14 protein-coding genes are annotated in these 15,962 nt (G+C 44.9%); 5 read left to right on the top strand and 9 right to left on the bottom strand.

Features of this window, described 5'->3' with window-relative positions:
* Nucleotides 1-36 precede the first annotated feature (36 nt).
* The 7 genes from AC27HD_RS12655 to xdhA all read right to left on the bottom strand — a co-directional run bounded on the left by AC27HD_RS12655 (nt 37) and on the right by xdhA (nt 8,494).
* Nucleotides 37-1,368 carry a urate hydroxylase PuuD gene (locus tag AC27HD_RS12655; protein WP_487106275.1) on the bottom strand — a complete coding sequence of 444 codons (1,332 nt, stop codon included), beginning with the start codon at nt 1,366-1,368 and terminating at the stop codon, nt 37-39.
* Complete coding sequence (gene guaD, locus AC27HD_RS12660; RefSeq protein WP_487106383.1) at nt 1,355-2,710, bottom strand: guanine deaminase; 1,356 nt, start codon at nt 2,708-2,710, stop codon at nt 1,355-1,357. The genes AC27HD_RS12655 and guaD overlap by 14 nt, the downstream gene beginning before the upstream one ends.
* A 68-nt stretch (nt 2,711-2,778) precedes the next feature.
* Complete coding sequence (gene uraH, locus AC27HD_RS12665; RefSeq protein ID WP_487106277.1) at nt 2,779-3,111, bottom strand: hydroxyisourate hydrolase; 333 nt, start codon at nt 3,109-3,111, stop codon at nt 2,779-2,781.
* Nucleotides 3,112-3,123: 12 nt separating this feature from the next.
* Nucleotides 3,124-3,627 carry a 2-oxo-4-hydroxy-4-carboxy-5-ureidoimidazoline decarboxylase gene (gene uraD / locus AC27HD_RS12670; RefSeq protein ID WP_487106279.1) on the bottom strand — a complete coding sequence of 168 codons (504 nt, stop codon included), beginning with the start codon at nt 3,625-3,627 and terminating at the stop codon, nt 3,124-3,126.
* Nucleotides 3,614-4,633: a xanthine dehydrogenase accessory protein XdhC gene (gene xdhC, locus AC27HD_RS12675; protein ID WP_487106281.1), complete on the bottom strand. Its 1,020-nt coding sequence runs from the start codon at nt 4,631-4,633 to the stop codon at nt 3,614-3,616. The genes uraD and xdhC overlap by 14 nt, the downstream gene beginning before the upstream one ends.
* Nucleotides 4,633-7,047 carry a xanthine dehydrogenase molybdopterin binding subunit gene (gene xdhB, locus AC27HD_RS12680; protein WP_487106283.1) on the bottom strand — a complete coding sequence of 805 codons (2,415 nt, stop codon included), beginning with the start codon at nt 7,045-7,047 and terminating at the stop codon, nt 4,633-4,635. The genes xdhC and xdhB overlap by 1 nt, the downstream gene beginning before the upstream one ends.
* Nucleotides 7,040-8,494 (bottom strand): xanthine dehydrogenase small subunit, encoded by a 1,455-nt coding sequence (gene xdhA / locus AC27HD_RS12685; RefSeq protein ID WP_487106285.1) that lies wholly within the window; start codon nt 8,492-8,494, stop codon nt 7,040-7,042. The genes xdhB and xdhA overlap by 8 nt, the downstream gene beginning before the upstream one ends.
* 703 nt (nt 8,495-9,197) lie before the next feature.
* On the opposite strand from xdhA, the gene AC27HD_RS12690 reads away from it, so the two are divergent.
* The 3 genes from AC27HD_RS12690 to AC27HD_RS12700 all read left to right on the top strand — a co-directional run bounded on the left by AC27HD_RS12690 (nt 9,198) and on the right by AC27HD_RS12700 (nt 11,208).
* A complete protein-coding gene (locus tag AC27HD_RS12690) occupies nt 9,198-9,842 on the top strand; it encodes a TetR/AcrR family transcriptional regulator (protein ID WP_032095076.1) in 645 nt (214 codons plus the stop codon).
* A 3-nt stretch (nt 9,843-9,845) separates the two neighbouring features.
* Nucleotides 9,846-10,760, top strand: coding sequence for an allantoinase PuuE (puuE, locus tag AC27HD_RS12695; RefSeq protein ID WP_487106287.1), 915 nt, complete (start codon nt 9,846-9,848; stop codon nt 10,758-10,760).
* A 190-nt stretch (nt 10,761-10,950) separates the two neighbouring features.
* Complete coding sequence (locus AC27HD_RS12700; protein WP_032095078.1) at nt 10,951-11,208, top strand: lipoprotein; 258 nt, start codon at nt 10,951-10,953, stop codon at nt 11,206-11,208.
* A gap of 88 nt (nt 11,209-11,296) precedes the next feature.
* On the opposite strand, the gene AC27HD_RS12705 is transcribed toward AC27HD_RS12700, so the two are convergent.
* A complete protein-coding gene (locus tag AC27HD_RS12705) occupies nt 11,297-12,628 on the bottom strand; it encodes an NCS2 family permease (RefSeq protein ID WP_487106290.1) in 1,332 nt (443 codons plus the stop codon).
* Nucleotides 12,629-12,953: 325 nt separating this feature from the next.
* On the opposite strand from AC27HD_RS12705, the gene AC27HD_RS12710 reads away from it, so the two are divergent.
* The gene (locus AC27HD_RS12710; protein ID WP_032095080.1) at nt 12,954-13,964 is read left to right on the top strand and encodes an adenosine deaminase; all 1,011 of its coding nucleotides are present in this window, start codon (nt 12,954-12,956) and stop codon (nt 13,962-13,964) included.
* A gap of 69 nt (nt 13,965-14,033) precedes the next feature.
* On the opposite strand, the gene AC27HD_RS12715 is transcribed toward AC27HD_RS12710, so the two are convergent.
* Nucleotides 14,034-14,384 (bottom strand): Hpt domain-containing protein, encoded by a 351-nt coding sequence (locus AC27HD_RS12715; RefSeq protein WP_487106292.1) that lies wholly within the window; start codon nt 14,382-14,384, stop codon nt 14,034-14,036.
* A 489-nt stretch (nt 14,385-14,873) separates the two neighbouring features.
* Here AC27HD_RS12715 and AC27HD_RS12720 point away from each other — a divergent pair, with 489 nt between their 5' ends.
* Complete coding sequence (locus AC27HD_RS12720) at nt 14,874-15,800, top strand: GGDEF domain-containing response regulator (protein ID WP_032095082.1); 927 nt, start codon at nt 14,874-14,876, stop codon at nt 15,798-15,800.
* Nucleotides 15,801-15,962 lie beyond the last annotated feature (162 nt).

Genomic DNA, 15,962 nt, shown 5'->3' on the forward strand with positions numbered 1-15,962 from the left:
ATTGACGTAGTGAAGAAGTGCTTAGCGCTTAAATTGTTAGCGCTGTGCAAACCAGCGCGCAATGTCTTGGCGCTCTTTTTTAGTCATGCCCGTTTTATTCATAAAGGGCATATCTTTTGTTACCGATGTTCGTCTCACTATTTGCGGGGCATAGCGCTCTATATCTTGCCATGTATCTAGTATCACCCCCACAGGCGCAACGTTAAAAATATCATCGGTTGGGTTACGCGAATGACAGCTAACGCAGTGTTTATTAATTAGGCCCTGCACGTGCTCGTTACTTATCGCTGCGGTTGCTGTTGGTAACGAGTCACTGCCTGTATTTGAAGCGGCTTGATTTAAAACAGCTTTATTTGAAACAGCTTTATTTGAAACAGCTTCGTCTGTATTGATAGACGATGTTTGCTGTGATCCAGCAGAGCTTTCAGGGCTTAAACCAGAGCTTGCAGCAGGGTTCACGGCAGCGGCTTGAGGCCATGAAATCCAAAGGGTTATGGCCAGCATAGCGATAGTGCCGGTAACGAGTATGCTAGGTTTGGTTTGCCCTTTATGACGTAAATTGAAGAAGTGTCTTATCCACGCTGCCGCTATCATAATAGCAATAAGCACTAGGTAGTTGTGCTGATGTTGATAGGTCATGGGGTAATGGTTAGAAATCATGATAAACAGCAAGGGAAGCGAAAAGTAGTTGTTGTGCAATGAACGTAGCTTTGCACTTGCTCCCCACTGTGGGTCGATGTCTTTTTTTGCTGCAACGGCAGCGACCATTTTGCGCTGATTAGGCATAATGTTGAGAAATACATTACCAGCCATGATGGTGCCAATAAGCGCACCCACGTGAATGTAAGCGCCTCGGCCGCTAAACCACTGGGTAGCGAAAAAGGTAACAACGCAAATGAGTGTAACAAGGCAAACACCAAAGGCAACGGGATAGTTTGCAAGTCGGCTTCGACAGGCAAGTTCATATAGCGCTAAGCCGCCAAAGATAAGCCCTAAACCTAGGCCGATGGCGACAGTCGGTGAAATGGCATTTACCCGCGGGTCGATAAGGTAAGCTGATGCGCCAAAGTAATACACTATAATCAATAGGGCAAAGCCAGAAAGCCAGGTTGTATAGGCTTCCCACTTAAACCAATGCAGGGTAGTAGGCATTTGCTCAGGGCCATAGGCATACTTAGCCACTTCGTAAAACCCGCCTCCGTGTATCGCCCACAAATCACCTTTTATGCCTTTATCTACTTTCCATTGGGCAGGTGCGCGAAGGTTATTATCTAGCCAGATAAAATAGAAAGACGCACCAATCCACGCTACGCCAGCGATAACGTGAAACCATCGAACAAATAAACTAAGCCAGTCAAGCCAAGGCATGTTGATTCTCCTTTTTATTGTAACAACATTGACCGTTGATCCAGGTTTGCTCAATCATGCGGTCATCGCCAAGAATACTGAGAGCGAAAAACACATCTTCAAAAGTGGCGTTTTCACTAATACGCAATGCGGTAAGTTCGTCATACCGTGGTTCAACAATAATAAAATCTGCCGTAGTGTTGGGGTTTAAATTTCCAATCTCGTCATCTAACTGGTGGGCAGCCGCAGCGCCCTGAGTCATTAGGTAAAAGCCTTCGAAGGGGCTCATTGGGGCATTGCGAAGTTGACTCACTTTGTAGGCATCACCATAGGTTTTAAACATATTAAATGTGGTGCCTGCGCCCACATCGGTGGCTAAGGCAACATGCACGTTATTCGCTTTTGCCTGCTCCATGTTAAAGAGACCACTGCCTAAAAATAGGTTTGAGGTAGGGCAAAACGCCAATGTGGCATTTGCTTCGCCTAACCTCACCCATTCGTCTTGATTAAGGTGAATACCGTGCCCAAAAACCGAACGCTCTCTTACAAGGTGATGTTTGTCGTAAACATCCAAATAGCCATCGGCATGCGGAAAAAGCGAATTTACCCATGCAATTTCATCGCGGTTTTCTGAAAGATGAGTTTGTATAAAAACGTCTTTATATTGCGCTGCTAATTCGCCAAGCGCCGCTAACTGAGCATCACTACTTGTTGGTGCAAACCGCGGCGTGAGCGCATATTTATTGCGTCCCTTATTGTGCCACTGGTCAATTAAGTCGGCACTTTCACGCTGTGCTAGTTCAGGGGTATCTTGCAGCTGTGCAGGGCAGTTGCGATCCATGCACACTTTGCCCGCCACAATCGCCATGTTGATGTCGCTGGCTGCGCTAAATAACGCCTGGCAGCTTGACCCATGCACGGTGGTAAAAACAAACCCAGTAGTTGTGCCGTTTTTAAGGAGCTGATTGATAAATACCTTAGCTATATTCTTTGCGTGTTCTTCATCGGCAAAGGCCATTTCCGCTGGAAACGTGTAGTTTTCTAGCCAGCTTAAAAGCTGATCGCCGTAGTTGGCAATGCTCTGTGTTTGCGGATAATGCAGGTGACTGTCTATCAACCCGGGTAATATCCATTTGCCCGAATAATCACTGATAGCGGCATCGGGGTACTTCTGAACGACAGTGGCGTAGTCACCGATATCTCGAATTATGCCGTCTTCTATCACTAGCGCACCGTCGGTGAATATCTCGATGTTCTTTTGATATAAGCTTTCACAAGAGCGCTCATCAGCACTCTTGTTGTCAGGCTTGCTATTCGGGTAATGCGCAATACTTGCGCGAAGTAACTGCTTTTTCTTTGGCATTACGGTATTTGATGCAGTCGCTTTAGAAGAAACAGCTTCTGAAATTAAAGAATTTAACGGCATTAAATCTAGCTGCCCCTGTAACTGCTGAAACCAAACGGTGATATAAGAAGGGGAACGTGGTAGTGCCCACCTTCCTGCTCTAGCTCAAACGTAATATCGATATGAGGATAAAAACTTTTGCCGTGATTCTCCTTGAGAAACGGCTGACAGTGAAAACGCAACGTATAGATCCCCGGCGCAAAACCTGATGCGCCATTCTCTGCCCAGCCATTAAAGCGGCCATCGTCATTAGTTACTCCCTCAGCCTTATCGCCATTTGGGTAAGTAAGGGTTAATGGTATGCCCTTGGCGGGTTTTCCCAATGTGGTATCGAGTACATGACTTGATAGTGTATTCATTATTAATCCTGTTTAGCTCAGCGCTTTGTTTAGTCGAAGAAGGGTGATCTTTAATTGTTCATCGGCCGCAATACTGATCTCTTCTTCTGTGCTGTTGGGAAGTCGTTTTTTGAGCGCATTCAACATAGTTTCCGCCGCTAGCCCGGTGGCGCAAATGATGAAAATAAAGCCGTGTTTATTGAGGTACGCAATATTCTCATTTTTTAATTCATGAAGGGTTTCTTCAGAGGCTGTGTGCGCACCAGATTGTTCACCTGCGGCTACGGCTTTTGTATTTTCAAACTTCTTACGAAGCGACTCTATATTGCCAATCATGGGATGCGCTTTGAATGCGGCTAATACATCATCTCTATCACAGGCAGCCCAGGCTTTTTTTGCCTGACTCTCGACAGCATTGATATCTGCATACGGACGAGCATCTACCATGCTATCAACCCATGTAGTAGAGGCGCAGCATTGTTCAAACCACTTAGCTGCTTTTCCATCTTCTAGACTATTTAGCTCATCGAATGTCATTAGTTTCCCTTTCTTCGCCGGCGTTATTTTCTGCGCTGGCTGTTGCAGTGGCTCTTTTACTTGCACTTGTATTGGCTATTGTACCGGCACTTATATTAGTGGTTGTCCTGATAGTTGAGAGCGTAGATGCCCTATCAGCTGTTTGAGTACTGTCGTTGTCAGATTGGCAGTGTAACAGCGCAATTAATTGGGCGCTTATAGAAACTGCCACCTCAATAGGCCGTTTTCCCGGAATCGATGGGTTGCCAATTGGAGTATAAAGCCGCGCCAAAGCTGCATCGTCAAAACCACGATGGGACAGCTTAGTGATAAATCGTTTGGCTTTGGTTTGTGACCCAATAAGACCAACAAACGGAAGCGAAGGATATTTTAGTGCTTGCTCCGTGATTCGATAATCTAATTGGTGGTCATGGGTAAGGATAACCAGCCATGTACCGGGGGCTAATTGGGCAACCTCAGTTTCAGGCTCTTGCTCAACAACAATGTTCACGTTGTCTGGCAAACCGCTGGAATTAAGCGCTGAAGTATTAGTATTGTCCTTTCCAGAGTGAATCGTTCCAGTGTTGCTGAAAAGTGATTCACGGCTGTCTATCCACGTAATTTTCACAGGTAGCTGCGAAAGTATAGGCACCAGCGCTTTTGCAACGTGACCCGCGCCAAATACGGCGATGTGCTGCTGGTAGCTATTACACACATCAAATAGCACTTTTACCGCGCCCCCGCAGCATTGCCCCAGTTTACTGCTTAGTGGGTAGCTGCGCAGCTCAGTGAGAGGTTGATTGCTTAAAAGAAACTCTCGCGCCGTTGCGATGGCGTGGTGCTCTAAGTGCCCACCGCCAATAGTATCGATACTCTCAGAGGCGGTAACTACCATTTTGCTGCCAGTCTCCCTTGGCGCTGAGCCTGCAACGCTGACAACGGTAACTAGTACGTACGACACATTGTGCTGTTGGCATTGGGCTATGCCTTCGTGCCACGTTTTTGCGCGCCAAGTAAAATTCTGCATTAGGCCTCCGACGCTTTGTTTAATTCACCGACTAAATCTGTGGGTGACGTTACAGCGTGCCTTTGCATTTCATTAATTGCATTGAGCACTCTTTCTGGTGTGGCTGGAGTATCAAGCTGTGGGTCAATAGCGTAATCAGATAAGCTAGCAATGGCGTCTTTAAGTGCACACCATACGGAAATTGCCAACATAAAAGGGGGTTCGCCAACCGCTTTAGAATGATAAATACTGTCCTCGGCGTTTTCTTTGCCATACAGCTCAACGTTAAATGTTGCAGGCGTGTCGCCGATAGCCGGTATCTTATAGGTGGCCATATTTTCGCTAATAAGCTTTCCGCTCTCGTTCCATTTTAAGTCTTCGGTGGTGAGCCAGCCCATTCCCTGAACAAACGCACCTTCTATCTGTCCAATATCGATAGCCGGATTAAGGCTATTTCCTACGTCGTGAATAATATCTACCTGATCTACGGTGTATTCGCCGGTTAAGGTATCAACAGATACCTCGGACATAGAGACGCCATAGGCAAAATAGAAAAAGGGACGGCCTTCGCCCGTATCTCGGTTGTAGGCAAGTTTTGGGGTTTGATAAAAACCGCTTGTCGATAGCGATACGCGCTCAAAGTAGGCCGCTTGAATAAGGTCGGGGAACGTTATCTTTTCATCGCCCAACACCACGCACCCATCTTCAAAAGTCACTTGCTCTGCTGATTCATCTTGCCCCAGTTTTTTCGCAAAACATGCTGCTAAGCGTTTTTTAAGCGTAATACAGGCGTTTTGAACGGCTTTTCCGTTAAGGTCTGTGCCACTTGATGCCGCGGTAGGCGATGTGTTCGGTACTTTATCAGTACGTGTAGAGGTCACCTCAATCATGGACAAGTCGATACCAAACTCGTTTGCTGCAATTTGACCTATCTTGGTGTGCAGGCCTTGGCCCATCTCTGTACCACCGTGATTAACTTGAATGCTGCCATCGGTGTAAATATGCACGAGTGCGCCGGCCTGATTAAGGTGCTTGGCGGTAAAGGAAATACCAAACTTCACTGGCGTTAATGCAAGCCCTTTTTTAACGATTGGGCTGTTGCGATTAAACGTAGCGGTATCTTCTCGTCGCTGCCAGTAGTTTGCTTTGCGCTCAAGGGCGTCAATCATTTCAGGAAGCAGGTTGTGTTCTACTTTCATACCGTAAGGTGTTTTGGTACCCGTTGATGCACCATAAAGGTTTCTTTTGCGCACTAACAGAGGGTCTACGCCGGCATGACGAGCAATTTTATCCATCATAGCTTCTGCCATGATCATCCCTTGAGGCCCACCAAAACCGCGATAGGCTGTATGAGAAACCATATTAGTTTGCAGTCGATGGCCAATAATATCGCTATCGCCTAAAAAGTAGCCGTTATCAGCGTGAAACATGGCTCTATCTACAATAGCGTCTGAAAGGTCAGGAGAGTGCCCACAAATGCCGTTGATTTCCATGCGTGTCGCCATAATTTTACCACTGTCGTCAAACGCTACGTCAAAGGCGTTACTAAATGGATGGCGCTTACCCGTTACATGCATATCAACAAAACGGGGTAGCCTTAATTTTACCGCCCGCTGATTTCTGTGTGCTAATAGCGCGGCAATACAGGCCCATTGAGCAGCCTGTGTTTCTTTACCGCCGAATCCACCACCCATTCTGCGCATATCCACCATGACATGGTGAAGGCGCACATCAAGCACTTCAGCAACAAGCTTTTGGACTTCACTAGGGTGCTGACTTGAGGTGTAAATATTCATGCGGTTTTCTTCGCAAGGTACGGCAAGGCTCACTTGCCCCTCAAGATACATATGTTCTTGACCGCCTATATCTAACGTGCCGCTTACGGTGTTTTCAGCATTCTGAATGATGTTGTCAGGGTTACCCTGACCAAAACGGTGTGAAGGGCGTACAAATGCACTGTGTTGGTGAGCCTCTTCTGCTTTAAGAATAGCCGTTTCGCCGTCTACCGTAACAACGCCTTTGAGGGCGGCTTGGCGAGCTGCAAATACTGAGGTGGCTAACACTGCAAACACAGGTTGCCCATAGAATTTTATTTCGCCATCGGCAAGTAACGGGTCGCCTTTAAAAACGGGCCCTATATCTTTATGGCCTGGCACGTCGTCTATGGTTACTACGTCTATAACGCCTAGGCTTGCGCGTACCGCGCTTAAGTCTATTGCTGTAATTTTACCCCTTGCGCACTGGCTAAGCCCAACCGCGGCATAGAGGGTACCTTGGGGTTCAGTAATATCATCAACGTAATTTGCAGAGCCTTGCACTTGGCGAATGGCGCTCTCATGTTTTTGAGACGTGTGAACACGGCCTGATGGCTGGCCCTTTGACGACAAGGCTTGAGACGACTGTTCAAGAGAAAGTGAATCGATGAGTTTACGCATGGTTCACCACCCGTGTCGTTATTGTTGTGTCTGATTGATTCTCTAACCAAAAACGATGCCATAAATTTGCCAGCACAGTCTTGCGGTACTCTGCTGTAGCGCGAACGTCATCAATAGGCGTAAACGCATTCATCAACACTGTTTTTCCTAGGTCTACGCATGCTTTACTTGAGAAGTTTTTGCCCACCAGCGCATCATGCAATGCGTTACAGCCTGCGGGAGTTGCAGCTACGCCGCCAAACCCCGCATCGACTTGCTCAATAATGCCGTGGTTAATAGTGATGTTAAAAACGGCGCATACTGCTGAAATGTCATCTTCAAAACGTTTCGATATTTTGTACGCGGCAAGGCGCTGATTTGTGTTCAGAAAGGGAATTTCAATGGCAGCAATCCATTCATCACTCTTTAGAGCGGTTGCTCTGTAGCCCACAAAAAACTCTGATACAGGGATTGAACGTTTTTGTATTCCATTATCGACCAAAATTGCTGCGTTAAGCGCAATCAATGCTGGCGGCATATCGCCAATAGGAGATGCGTTAGCGACGTTACCACCCAAAGTTGCCTGATTTCTGATTGGCAGCGAAGCAAAGCGAGTGATCAATTCCGCCAACTGCGGAAAGTGTTTTAACAGCGCCGGCGTGATGTCTTTGATGGGATTGGCTGCACCAATAATGAGAGAATGCGACGTTGTGGTGCAAACTTTCAATTCATCCATGTGCGATAAACTTATTAGCGTATCGATACTTTTTAACTGCTGGGTGAAGGTTAAACTTAAATCTGTACTGCCAGAAACTAACATAGCCGCTGGGTTGTCTTTTATCGCCTTTGCTAATGATTCACGATTTCTAGGCATGATCAGGTTTCTAGTACCTACATAATCACCGCCTGCGCTATCTCTAGTAACTATCGCCTTTAAGGTGCTTAATGTCGAAGACGTATTGCGCGTGAACCCATCATCGGCTTGCTGTTCACAAACTGCTAGCGTAGCGTCAATAATAGGGCGATAGCCGGTGCAGCGACATAAATTACCCGATAGGGCATGTAGCACATCGTCTCTATTTGGTGAGCTGTTTGTATGGTAAAGCGCGAACATTGACATAATAAAGCCGGGTGTACAAAAACCACATTGTGAGCCGTGATGATCAACAAGGGCCTGTTGCACCGGGTGCAGGGCAGCGCCATTGCTTAGGTGTTCAACAAAAATAAGTTGTTTAGCATGCACCGCGCTCATAAGCGTTATACAGCTATTTACGGTTCTGTAATTGAGCGATGAAAAATCGGCGTTGGGCTCGGCAAGAACAACGGTGCACGCACCGCAATCACCAGCGGCGCAGCCTTCTTTTGTACCGGTTTTATGTCGGTATTCACGTATGAATTGAAGCAGCGTAAGATCGGCTCTAACGTCCTCTATCTCAACACTTTCTTGGTTAATGAGGAAGCGAATCATACGTACACCTTGTTATTGTTTTCATAATATTTTCCCACTAGCTGTATTTATCGCAAACACGGCTTCTTATAAGCTTTTTAGTAAGGCCGGCTTTTCAACAAAAACTGCCTTTTAATACAGCTTCCCTTAATATAGCTGTCTTTTTAGTAAAAAAGTAGACCATGTGGTCAATTTTTTGCTTATAAAAAAAGCCAGACTAAGGCGCTCTAGTCATTGGCTATTGTTATTCGGTTAAAGGCAATTTTTAGTTAGTAATATCTGCGCTTAACGCTTTTCGACAAGTGCTCGATAAAATCGTAGCTATAAATGCAAGGCTAACGCAGCAAGATTCATGCTAGTTTGGTGCTAGCTTGAAGAGAATGGTCGATACGGCACTCAAATAGTGGGCGCTACAACATAAAGCGTCAGGCTACAAACAGCAAGCGGGTCAATACACCGGCAGCTATGTAGGGCTATTTCTGTTTGGAGCTGTCAAGATTTATAGCGGGCTGTGTTTGTTTATGTTGGTCTACAAGGTGCTTTTTGGGCTGATATTTGCTTAGGACTAACGTTAATTCATGCTAACGTAAGCCTATTAAAGTACAAAAATTCACAGTAACATTTATATCGTTTGGGTACGTGCGTTATCGGAACATATGCTAGTGGTGTACATTGACGACGTAAATTGCGCTTGCATAATTTTTTGCAAAGGAAATAAATAATAATGATAAAGGTAAGAAGCTCCGAAGCGGGAGTTGGGGCTGCGAATAGAAGAAAAATACTTCAGGCTGCTGAAAAGTGCTTCGCTCAATTTGGTTTTAAAGGTACTGCTGTACAGAAAATAGCTGATGAAGCAGGCTTACCGAAGACCAACGTTCTCTACTATTTTAAAACTAAGCAAGAACTCTATGTAGCGGTATTAGAAGAAACACTGTCGCTGTGGAACTCTCATTTCGATAAGGCAACTGTAGAGGACGATCCGGCTGATGTGTTGTCAGTATACATCGCTGAAAAGATGGAAGTTTCTCGTATCCATCCATTGGCCTCAAAAATATTTGCAATGGAAATTATCAACGGCGCTCAAAACCTAAGCGGCTATTTTGATGAAGAGCATGCGCGTTGGATGGAAGGGCGAGTAGAGCTTATTAACGCATGGATAAATGCTGGAAAGCTTAGAAAGTTGAACCCTGAGTATTTACTCTACAGTATCTGGGCGAGTACTCAGCACTATGCTGATTTTTCTGCGCAAATTACTCGCTTGCGAGGTAAAAAAATGAATAAAGCCGATTTTGAGCAAGCGACAAAAGAGGTCGTGCATCTCGTGCTTGGCGGTTGTGGTTTGTCAGTACCTAAAGAGTTTACACACTAGCCTATGACAACATCTAATTACCCTCGAGATCTCATTGGTTATGGGCAGCACACACCCAAAGCAAACTGGCCAGGCGATGCCAAAATTGCCCTTCAGTTTGTCATTAACTATGAAGAAGGCGGTGAAAACTGTGTGCTTCATGGGGACGAATCATCTGAAGTGTTTCTATCGGAAATAATTGGTGCTCAAGCGTATCAAGACCGCCATCTTAGTATGGAATCCATATATGAATATGGAAGCAGGGCCGGGTTTTGGCGTTTGCATCGATTGTTTACTCAGCATGATATACCTGTAACGGTGTTTGGCGTTACCATGGCAATGCAGCGTCACCCCGAGGCGGTTAAAGCAATGCTAGACGCTGGCTGGGAAATTGCCAGTCACGGAATGCGCTGGATTCATTATCAGGATATGAGCGAAGAGCAAGAGCGCAAAGAAATTGACGACGCGATTGTTTTGCACGAGCAATTAACTGGCAAAAAGCCTGTTGGTTGGTATACCGGTCGTACAAGTCCAAATACGCTAAAGCTCATTGCTGAGCGGGACGACATCCTTTACTGCGCCGATTCTTACGCCGATGACTTACCGTATTTCGACCACCACTACAGCAAACCCTTGCTGATGGTGCCATACACGTTAGATACCAATGACATGCGATTTGCATCACCACAGGGCTTTAACAGCGGTGAGCAGTTTTTTACCTATTTAAAAGATGCGTTCGACGTGTTGTGGGAAGAGGGCAGTGACTCCCCCAAAATGCTGTCCATTGGTTTGCATAATCGAATTATCGGGCGTCCAGCTAGGCTGGCGGCGTTGAAACGGTTTATTGAATACGTGAAATCTCATGACAAAGTATGGATTGCCACCAGAGAGGATATTGCAAAGCACTGGCTCAGTGAGCATCCAGATACCTCTGGGTAAGCAAACTCATAGAGTTGACCAAACACCACATGACGGTGAGTGATTCGGCAAAAGCTGTCTTAACAGAAACTCTGTGACAAGAATCCTTATGACAGAAAGTGGTATTAGGTATATCGGGGGGGCGTAAAAGCCGCTACTAGGCTTTACGAATTATGCTTTTACGCTATCTTTAATAAAAGAGGACACCATTATGAAACTTAGAACAATAGCTTTGGTTGTAGGTATGCTCGCTCTCACTGCGTGCTCTAAACTGTCGAAAGAGAACTACGACAGATTAGAAATGGGTATGACGCAAAAAGAAGTTGAAAGCATCATAGGCTCTGCGGATAAATGCGGTAAAACCATGGGTACTATGGCATGTACCTGGGGAAATGAGGAATCTAGCTACATTAAAATTGTATTTATGGCAGATAAAGCAGTGACATTTAATTATAGCGGCTTGAAGTAACACGTACTTCTCGCCGCTGTTTTCTGAGCTCAGGCTGCTGTCTGCGCCTAGGCAATTTTTAACACTCAGGCTGTTTTCTGCGCTGGGGCTATTTCAAATCTAACACGTATCTCAGTACAAAAACCGCCGCAAGACAATAGGTGAGCCAAGTCACTTCTTTAAACTTGCCCGTACCTATTTTTATCCCCACATAGGTGATAAACCCTAGTGCTATTCCCTCGCTGATGCTAAAGGTAAGAGGCATCGCGATAAGTGCTACCGACGCTGTCGCCAAATCCCCGAGGTCGTCAAAATCTAGCTGTCGAATCGACTCCATCATAAGAATACCCACCATGAGAAGCGCAGGGGTAGTCGCCATCAGGGGAATAACCTTCATCAATGGCGTAAGAAATAGCGACAGTACAAAACAGGCCGACACAACCACGGCAGTCAACCCCGTACGACCGCCAGCAGAAACACCGGTGGCAGACTCCACATAGCTTGTCACCGGTGAAGTGCCTACCATGGCACCAACGACACTGGCAGATGCATCCGCTGTCATTGCGGGCCCTATTTTAGGGAGTCTTCCATCGTCGGTAAGCAGGTTTGCTTTGCGCGACACGCCAATGAGCGTTCCGATGGTATCAAACATGTTGACGAACATAAGTGCAAAAATAAGATCCCATGTTTGCGCAAAATGGTCGATGGGATACCAAAGATCCATGGCGAAAAACGTGCTTGAGATTGGTTCGGGCATACCCACAATAGCTGAAGGTGTTTGAGTCAGGGTGCCAGATTCAGTGGGAATAAACGCACCAATAACGGTCAATGTGATAATGGAAATAAGTATGCCGCCCGTGACTTTTTTAATCATTAGCACAATGGTGAAAATAATGCCCACTAACGCCAACAATACAGCGGGGTTTGATAAGTCGCCGAGTTGCACAAAGGTGGCGGGGTTATCAACAATAAGCTCTGCATTTTTCAAACCGATAAAGGCGATAAAAAGCCCAATGCCGCATTGAACACCAATTTTAAGTGCTGGCGGAATAGATTCGGCAATTTTTGTTCGTACCCCAGTTAGCGATAATATTAAAAACAGTATACCGTTGTAAAAAACGATACCGAGGGCAGCCTCCCAGGGAACCTCTCTACCTAGGCAAATAGTAAAGGCAAAAAACGCATTTAAGCCCATCCCTGGTGCTAAGGCGATAGGGTAATTGGTCATTAGCGCCATTAGCAAAGTACCTAGGCAGGCCGCTATTGCCGTAACGGTAATCAGCCCTTCTACCGGCATGCCGCTTAGGCCTAAAATACCCGGATTAACCACTAATATATAAGACATTGCGGCAAAGGTGGTGAGGCCAGCAGTGACTTCTGTTCTAATAGTTGTGCCATGCTGCTGAAGTTTGAAGAGCCGCTCTAGGAGTTGATTGAACATCTAATAATCTCTGTGTTGTGTCTGTTATTATTTTCTCTGTTGATATCACATGCACAAGCAATTAACTGACCAACTAGTCAATGTGTTGGTGCGTTTCGTGCTAGCTTCTATTTATGTAGCCCTGTTTTTCATCAAAAACGATGGTGAGAAAATGAATTGAACAAATGATAAACAATATGGAGCTTGAGTAACGCTGATACAGAGGTTTAGCGCTATCAAAAACCTGAATTTGTTAATAAATTTCTACAGAGACACAATCAGATATAAACTATAATGCACCATTATTGTTAGTTTGCATTTATTTGGTGCGGTAAAGTGAGGTGCCATGTCGTTAATCGATACTATAAAAAAGATCCCCAAGGCAGAATTACACCTTCATATAGAAGGAAGTTTAACGCCAGAACTGATGTGGAATCTTGCTGCTAAGCACAGTGTATCACTTCCCTACAATAGCGTGGAAGAGATAGCGGCGGCATACAATTTCTCCGATTTGCAGAGTTTCCTAAACCTCTATTACGCTGGTGCGGGCGTATTGATTGATGAAGATGATTTTTATCAGCTGATGTGGGCCTACCTATCTCGCTGCCATGAAGAAAATATCGTTCATACCGAAATAATGTTCGACCCTCAAACTCACACAGAGCGCGGAATAGAGTTCGCGACTTTCATGGCGGGCTTTCTGCGCGCTATGCGGGATGCTGAGCAACAATTTGGCATCTCTAGTTACCTTATTATGTCTTTCTTGCGTCATTTGCCAGAGTCCTCGGCGTTTGAAACCTTAGAGCAGGCAAAGCCGTATTTTTCGGATATTCACGCCGTTGGGCTCGATAGTTCTGAATTAGGCCATCCGCCATCAAAGTTTGAGCGCGTTTTTAAGCAGGCCAAGCAACATGGCTTTAAAATAGTGGCTCATGCGGGTGAAGAAGGGCCTGCTTCCTATATCTGGGAAGCCATTAATTTGCTTGAGGTGGATAGAATAGATCACGGCGTAAGGTGTCAAGAAGACGCAGAGTTGATGACTTACTTAAAAGAAAATCAAATACCGCTTACTGTTTGTCCTTTAAGTAATCTTAAACTGTGCGTGATTGATGATATGAAGCAGCACAATATACTTACGCTGCTTGAAGAAGGGTTGCTAGTTACTGTGAACTCAGATGACCCTACTTATTTTGGCGGGTTCTTAAACGATAATTTTATCGCCCTTAGCGAATCTCTCGATGTTAATGAAGAGCATGTGAAAGCACTGGCGAAAAATAGCTTTACCGCTAGCTTTTTACCAGAGGATAAAAAGCGTCAGTATATTAATCAGATTGATGATGACGATTTTAGAAAATAAGCAGGTTTTTTATACCAGTCCGTTTAGATAAATGCTCACTCAGTGGGTAACTATCTATGCGGACTGGTATTACAGGCCCTTTTCCATTTTCGCAATGGTTGCTTTTATTACCGCGTCGAGGTTATCAGCTTCGCTAGCCACTTTATCCATAGCATTATCCTTGGCAAATAGCTCGATGTTGGATGCTTTTTCTCGCACGGCATCCGCGCCCACATCACCGGATAAACCTTTTAGGGAGTGGCTTTGCAAACGAACTTCATCCAAATTCATTGCGTTGATGGCGGCTACAAGCTGCTGTTGTTTCAGATTTACTTGTTCTAAATACATACCAACGATACGGTTTAGGAGTGTTTCATTGCCTCCCAATCTGGCTAAGGCCTCTTCTGCGTTCCATAAATTTGCTTGAGTATCTGCGGTCATTGCAAAACCTTTCCTATGTTTAGATGAAATGACGATAGCAAAAAAAAGAGGAAATTGCAGTGGCTTTAAAAATGTACAGTAAAATCAACACGCCCTAGCTTATAAATAAAAGTGGGAATATCTTTCGAGAGTATCTATTATTTAGACACAACAAGAGACTGCTGCTTGCTCAGCACTTTAAATGAGAGCGTCACGATAGGTACGTCAAAATAAGCACATCAAGATAAGTACGTGAGTGTTTGTCGCAATTTTTTTGGTTATCTCCTGTGATACCCTTCACGGTCTTTCATTATTTTTCATAGGGTAATGATGCATTACGATGAAAGTAGGGTAAATATAGATGAGTTCTACCATGCTAGCCGAGCATTATTGTTAGACTTATGTATAATGAAAATCGATTTTATTTAATTCTTCATTATCAAAACAGGGCTTTTTGTGACGCATTGTATTTCTTCTATTTTTTTAACGCCCAGCAGTTTGTCATAAATCATGTTAGCAAAAATAAAACCCTTCTCAGAGTGCAAAGTCTTAATCGTAGATGATGAGATTGCTAGTCGTATATTGCTTGAGTCTATTCTTGAAAGTTTTGTAGTGTGTCAAACCGCAAGTAGTGGTCGCGAGGCAATACAAAAATGCCGACAAGACGTGCCAGACCTAGTGCTACTAGATATGAACATGCCGGATAAAAATGGTTTGGAAGTATGCCAAGCGCTCAGAGTCTTTCCTGAAACAGCTTCTATTCCTATTATTTTCGTTACCGCGACTATGGACGTACAAGTTGAAAATGCGTGCTGGGAAGTAGGCGCTTCTGATTTTGTGATGAAGCCAGTAAATGCATCAACGTTGACTCACCGCATTAAAACTCACCTAGAGAATAAAACTCGGACTGAATTTTTGGAAAGTATGGTTTATCACGACCAACTTACTGGGCTGTATAATCGTTCGTACTTAGCAAAAGAAATTCCGAAAACAATCAAACAAGTGGCAAGAGACAAAGACAGTGTTGGTGCTATCGTTATCGATATCGACCGTTTTAAGCTGTTCAACGATAACTACGGTCACCTTGAAGGCGATACTTGCTTGCAAGGGGTTGCCTCTATCATTGAAAACACGGTTAAACGACCTAAAGATGCGGTTATACGTTTTGGCGGTGAAGAGTTCTTGGTGATATTGCCCTATGTAGATGAAATCGGCGCTGGTATTGTTGCTGAGCAAATCGTGAACGCTGTAAACGAAGCTAAAATTACCCATGAATATGGCCTTGATGGCATAGTGACAGTCAGTGCTGGATATTCCACAAAACCCGCCCGTGAACTCATCGATTCAAGTGCAACCTCCTTAATTAAAGAGGCCGATGTGGCGCTATTTGAAGCTAAAGATACGGGTAGAAACCAAGCGAAAGGTTTTTCACATTAGCCTTGAAACCATGGGGTATTTACAAATATAAATATCCCTGCTTTCGCCCCTCATCATGCTTTGCTTCTTATCATCCGTATCATCCGTATCATCCGTATCATCCGTATCATCCGTATCATCTGTATCATCCGTATCATCCGTCATCTGAACCGATCACTTTGG

Source organism: Alteromonas sp. 4NS20-0143 (assembly GCF_057542855.1).

What these genes read in the sequence shown, in the direction of transcription:
- uraH (WP_487106277.1), bottom strand. Translation starts at nt 3,111, where the DNA reads ATGAATACACTATCAAGTCATGTACTCGATACCACATTGGGAAAACCC.
- puuE (WP_487106287.1), top strand. Translation starts at nt 9,846, where the DNA reads ATGACAACATCTAATTACCCTCGAGATCTCATTGGTTATGGGCAGCAC.
- AC27HD_RS12715 (WP_487106292.1), bottom strand. Translation starts at nt 14,384, where the DNA reads ATGACCGCAGATACTCAAGCAAATTTATGGAACGCAGAAGAGGCCTTA.
- guaD (WP_487106383.1), bottom strand. Translation starts at nt 2,710, where the DNA reads ATGCCAAAGAAAAAGCAGTTACTTCGCGCAAGTATTGCGCATTACCCG.
- AC27HD_RS12720 (WP_032095082.1), top strand. Translation starts at nt 14,874, where the DNA reads ATGTTAGCAAAAATAAAACCCTTCTCAGAGTGCAAAGTCTTAATCGTA.
- AC27HD_RS12710 (WP_032095080.1), top strand. Translation starts at nt 12,954, where the DNA reads ATGTCGTTAATCGATACTATAAAAAAGATCCCCAAGGCAGAATTACAC.
- uraD (WP_487106279.1), bottom strand. Translation starts at nt 3,627, where the DNA reads ATGACATTCGATGAGCTAAATAGTCTAGAAGATGGAAAAGCAGCTAAG.
- AC27HD_RS12700 (WP_032095078.1), top strand. Translation starts at nt 10,951, where the DNA reads ATGAAACTTAGAACAATAGCTTTGGTTGTAGGTATGCTCGCTCTCACT.
- xdhB (WP_487106283.1), bottom strand. Translation starts at nt 7,047, where the DNA reads ATGCGTAAACTCATCGATTCACTTTCTCTTGAACAGTCGTCTCAAGCC.
- xdhA (WP_487106285.1), bottom strand. Translation starts at nt 8,494, where the DNA reads ATGATTCGCTTCCTCATTAACCAAGAAAGTGTTGAGATAGAGGACGTT.
- AC27HD_RS12690 (WP_032095076.1), top strand. Translation starts at nt 9,198, where the DNA reads ATGATAAAGGTAAGAAGCTCCGAAGCGGGAGTTGGGGCTGCGAATAGA.
- AC27HD_RS12705 (WP_487106290.1), bottom strand. Translation starts at nt 12,628, where the DNA reads ATGTTCAATCAACTCCTAGAGCGGCTCTTCAAACTTCAGCAGCATGGC.
- xdhC (WP_487106281.1), bottom strand. Translation starts at nt 4,633, where the DNA reads ATGCAGAATTTTACTTGGCGCGCAAAAACGTGGCACGAAGGCATAGCC.
- AC27HD_RS12655 (WP_487106275.1), bottom strand. Translation starts at nt 1,368, where the DNA reads ATGCCTTGGCTTGACTGGCTTAGTTTATTTGTTCGATGGTTTCACGTT.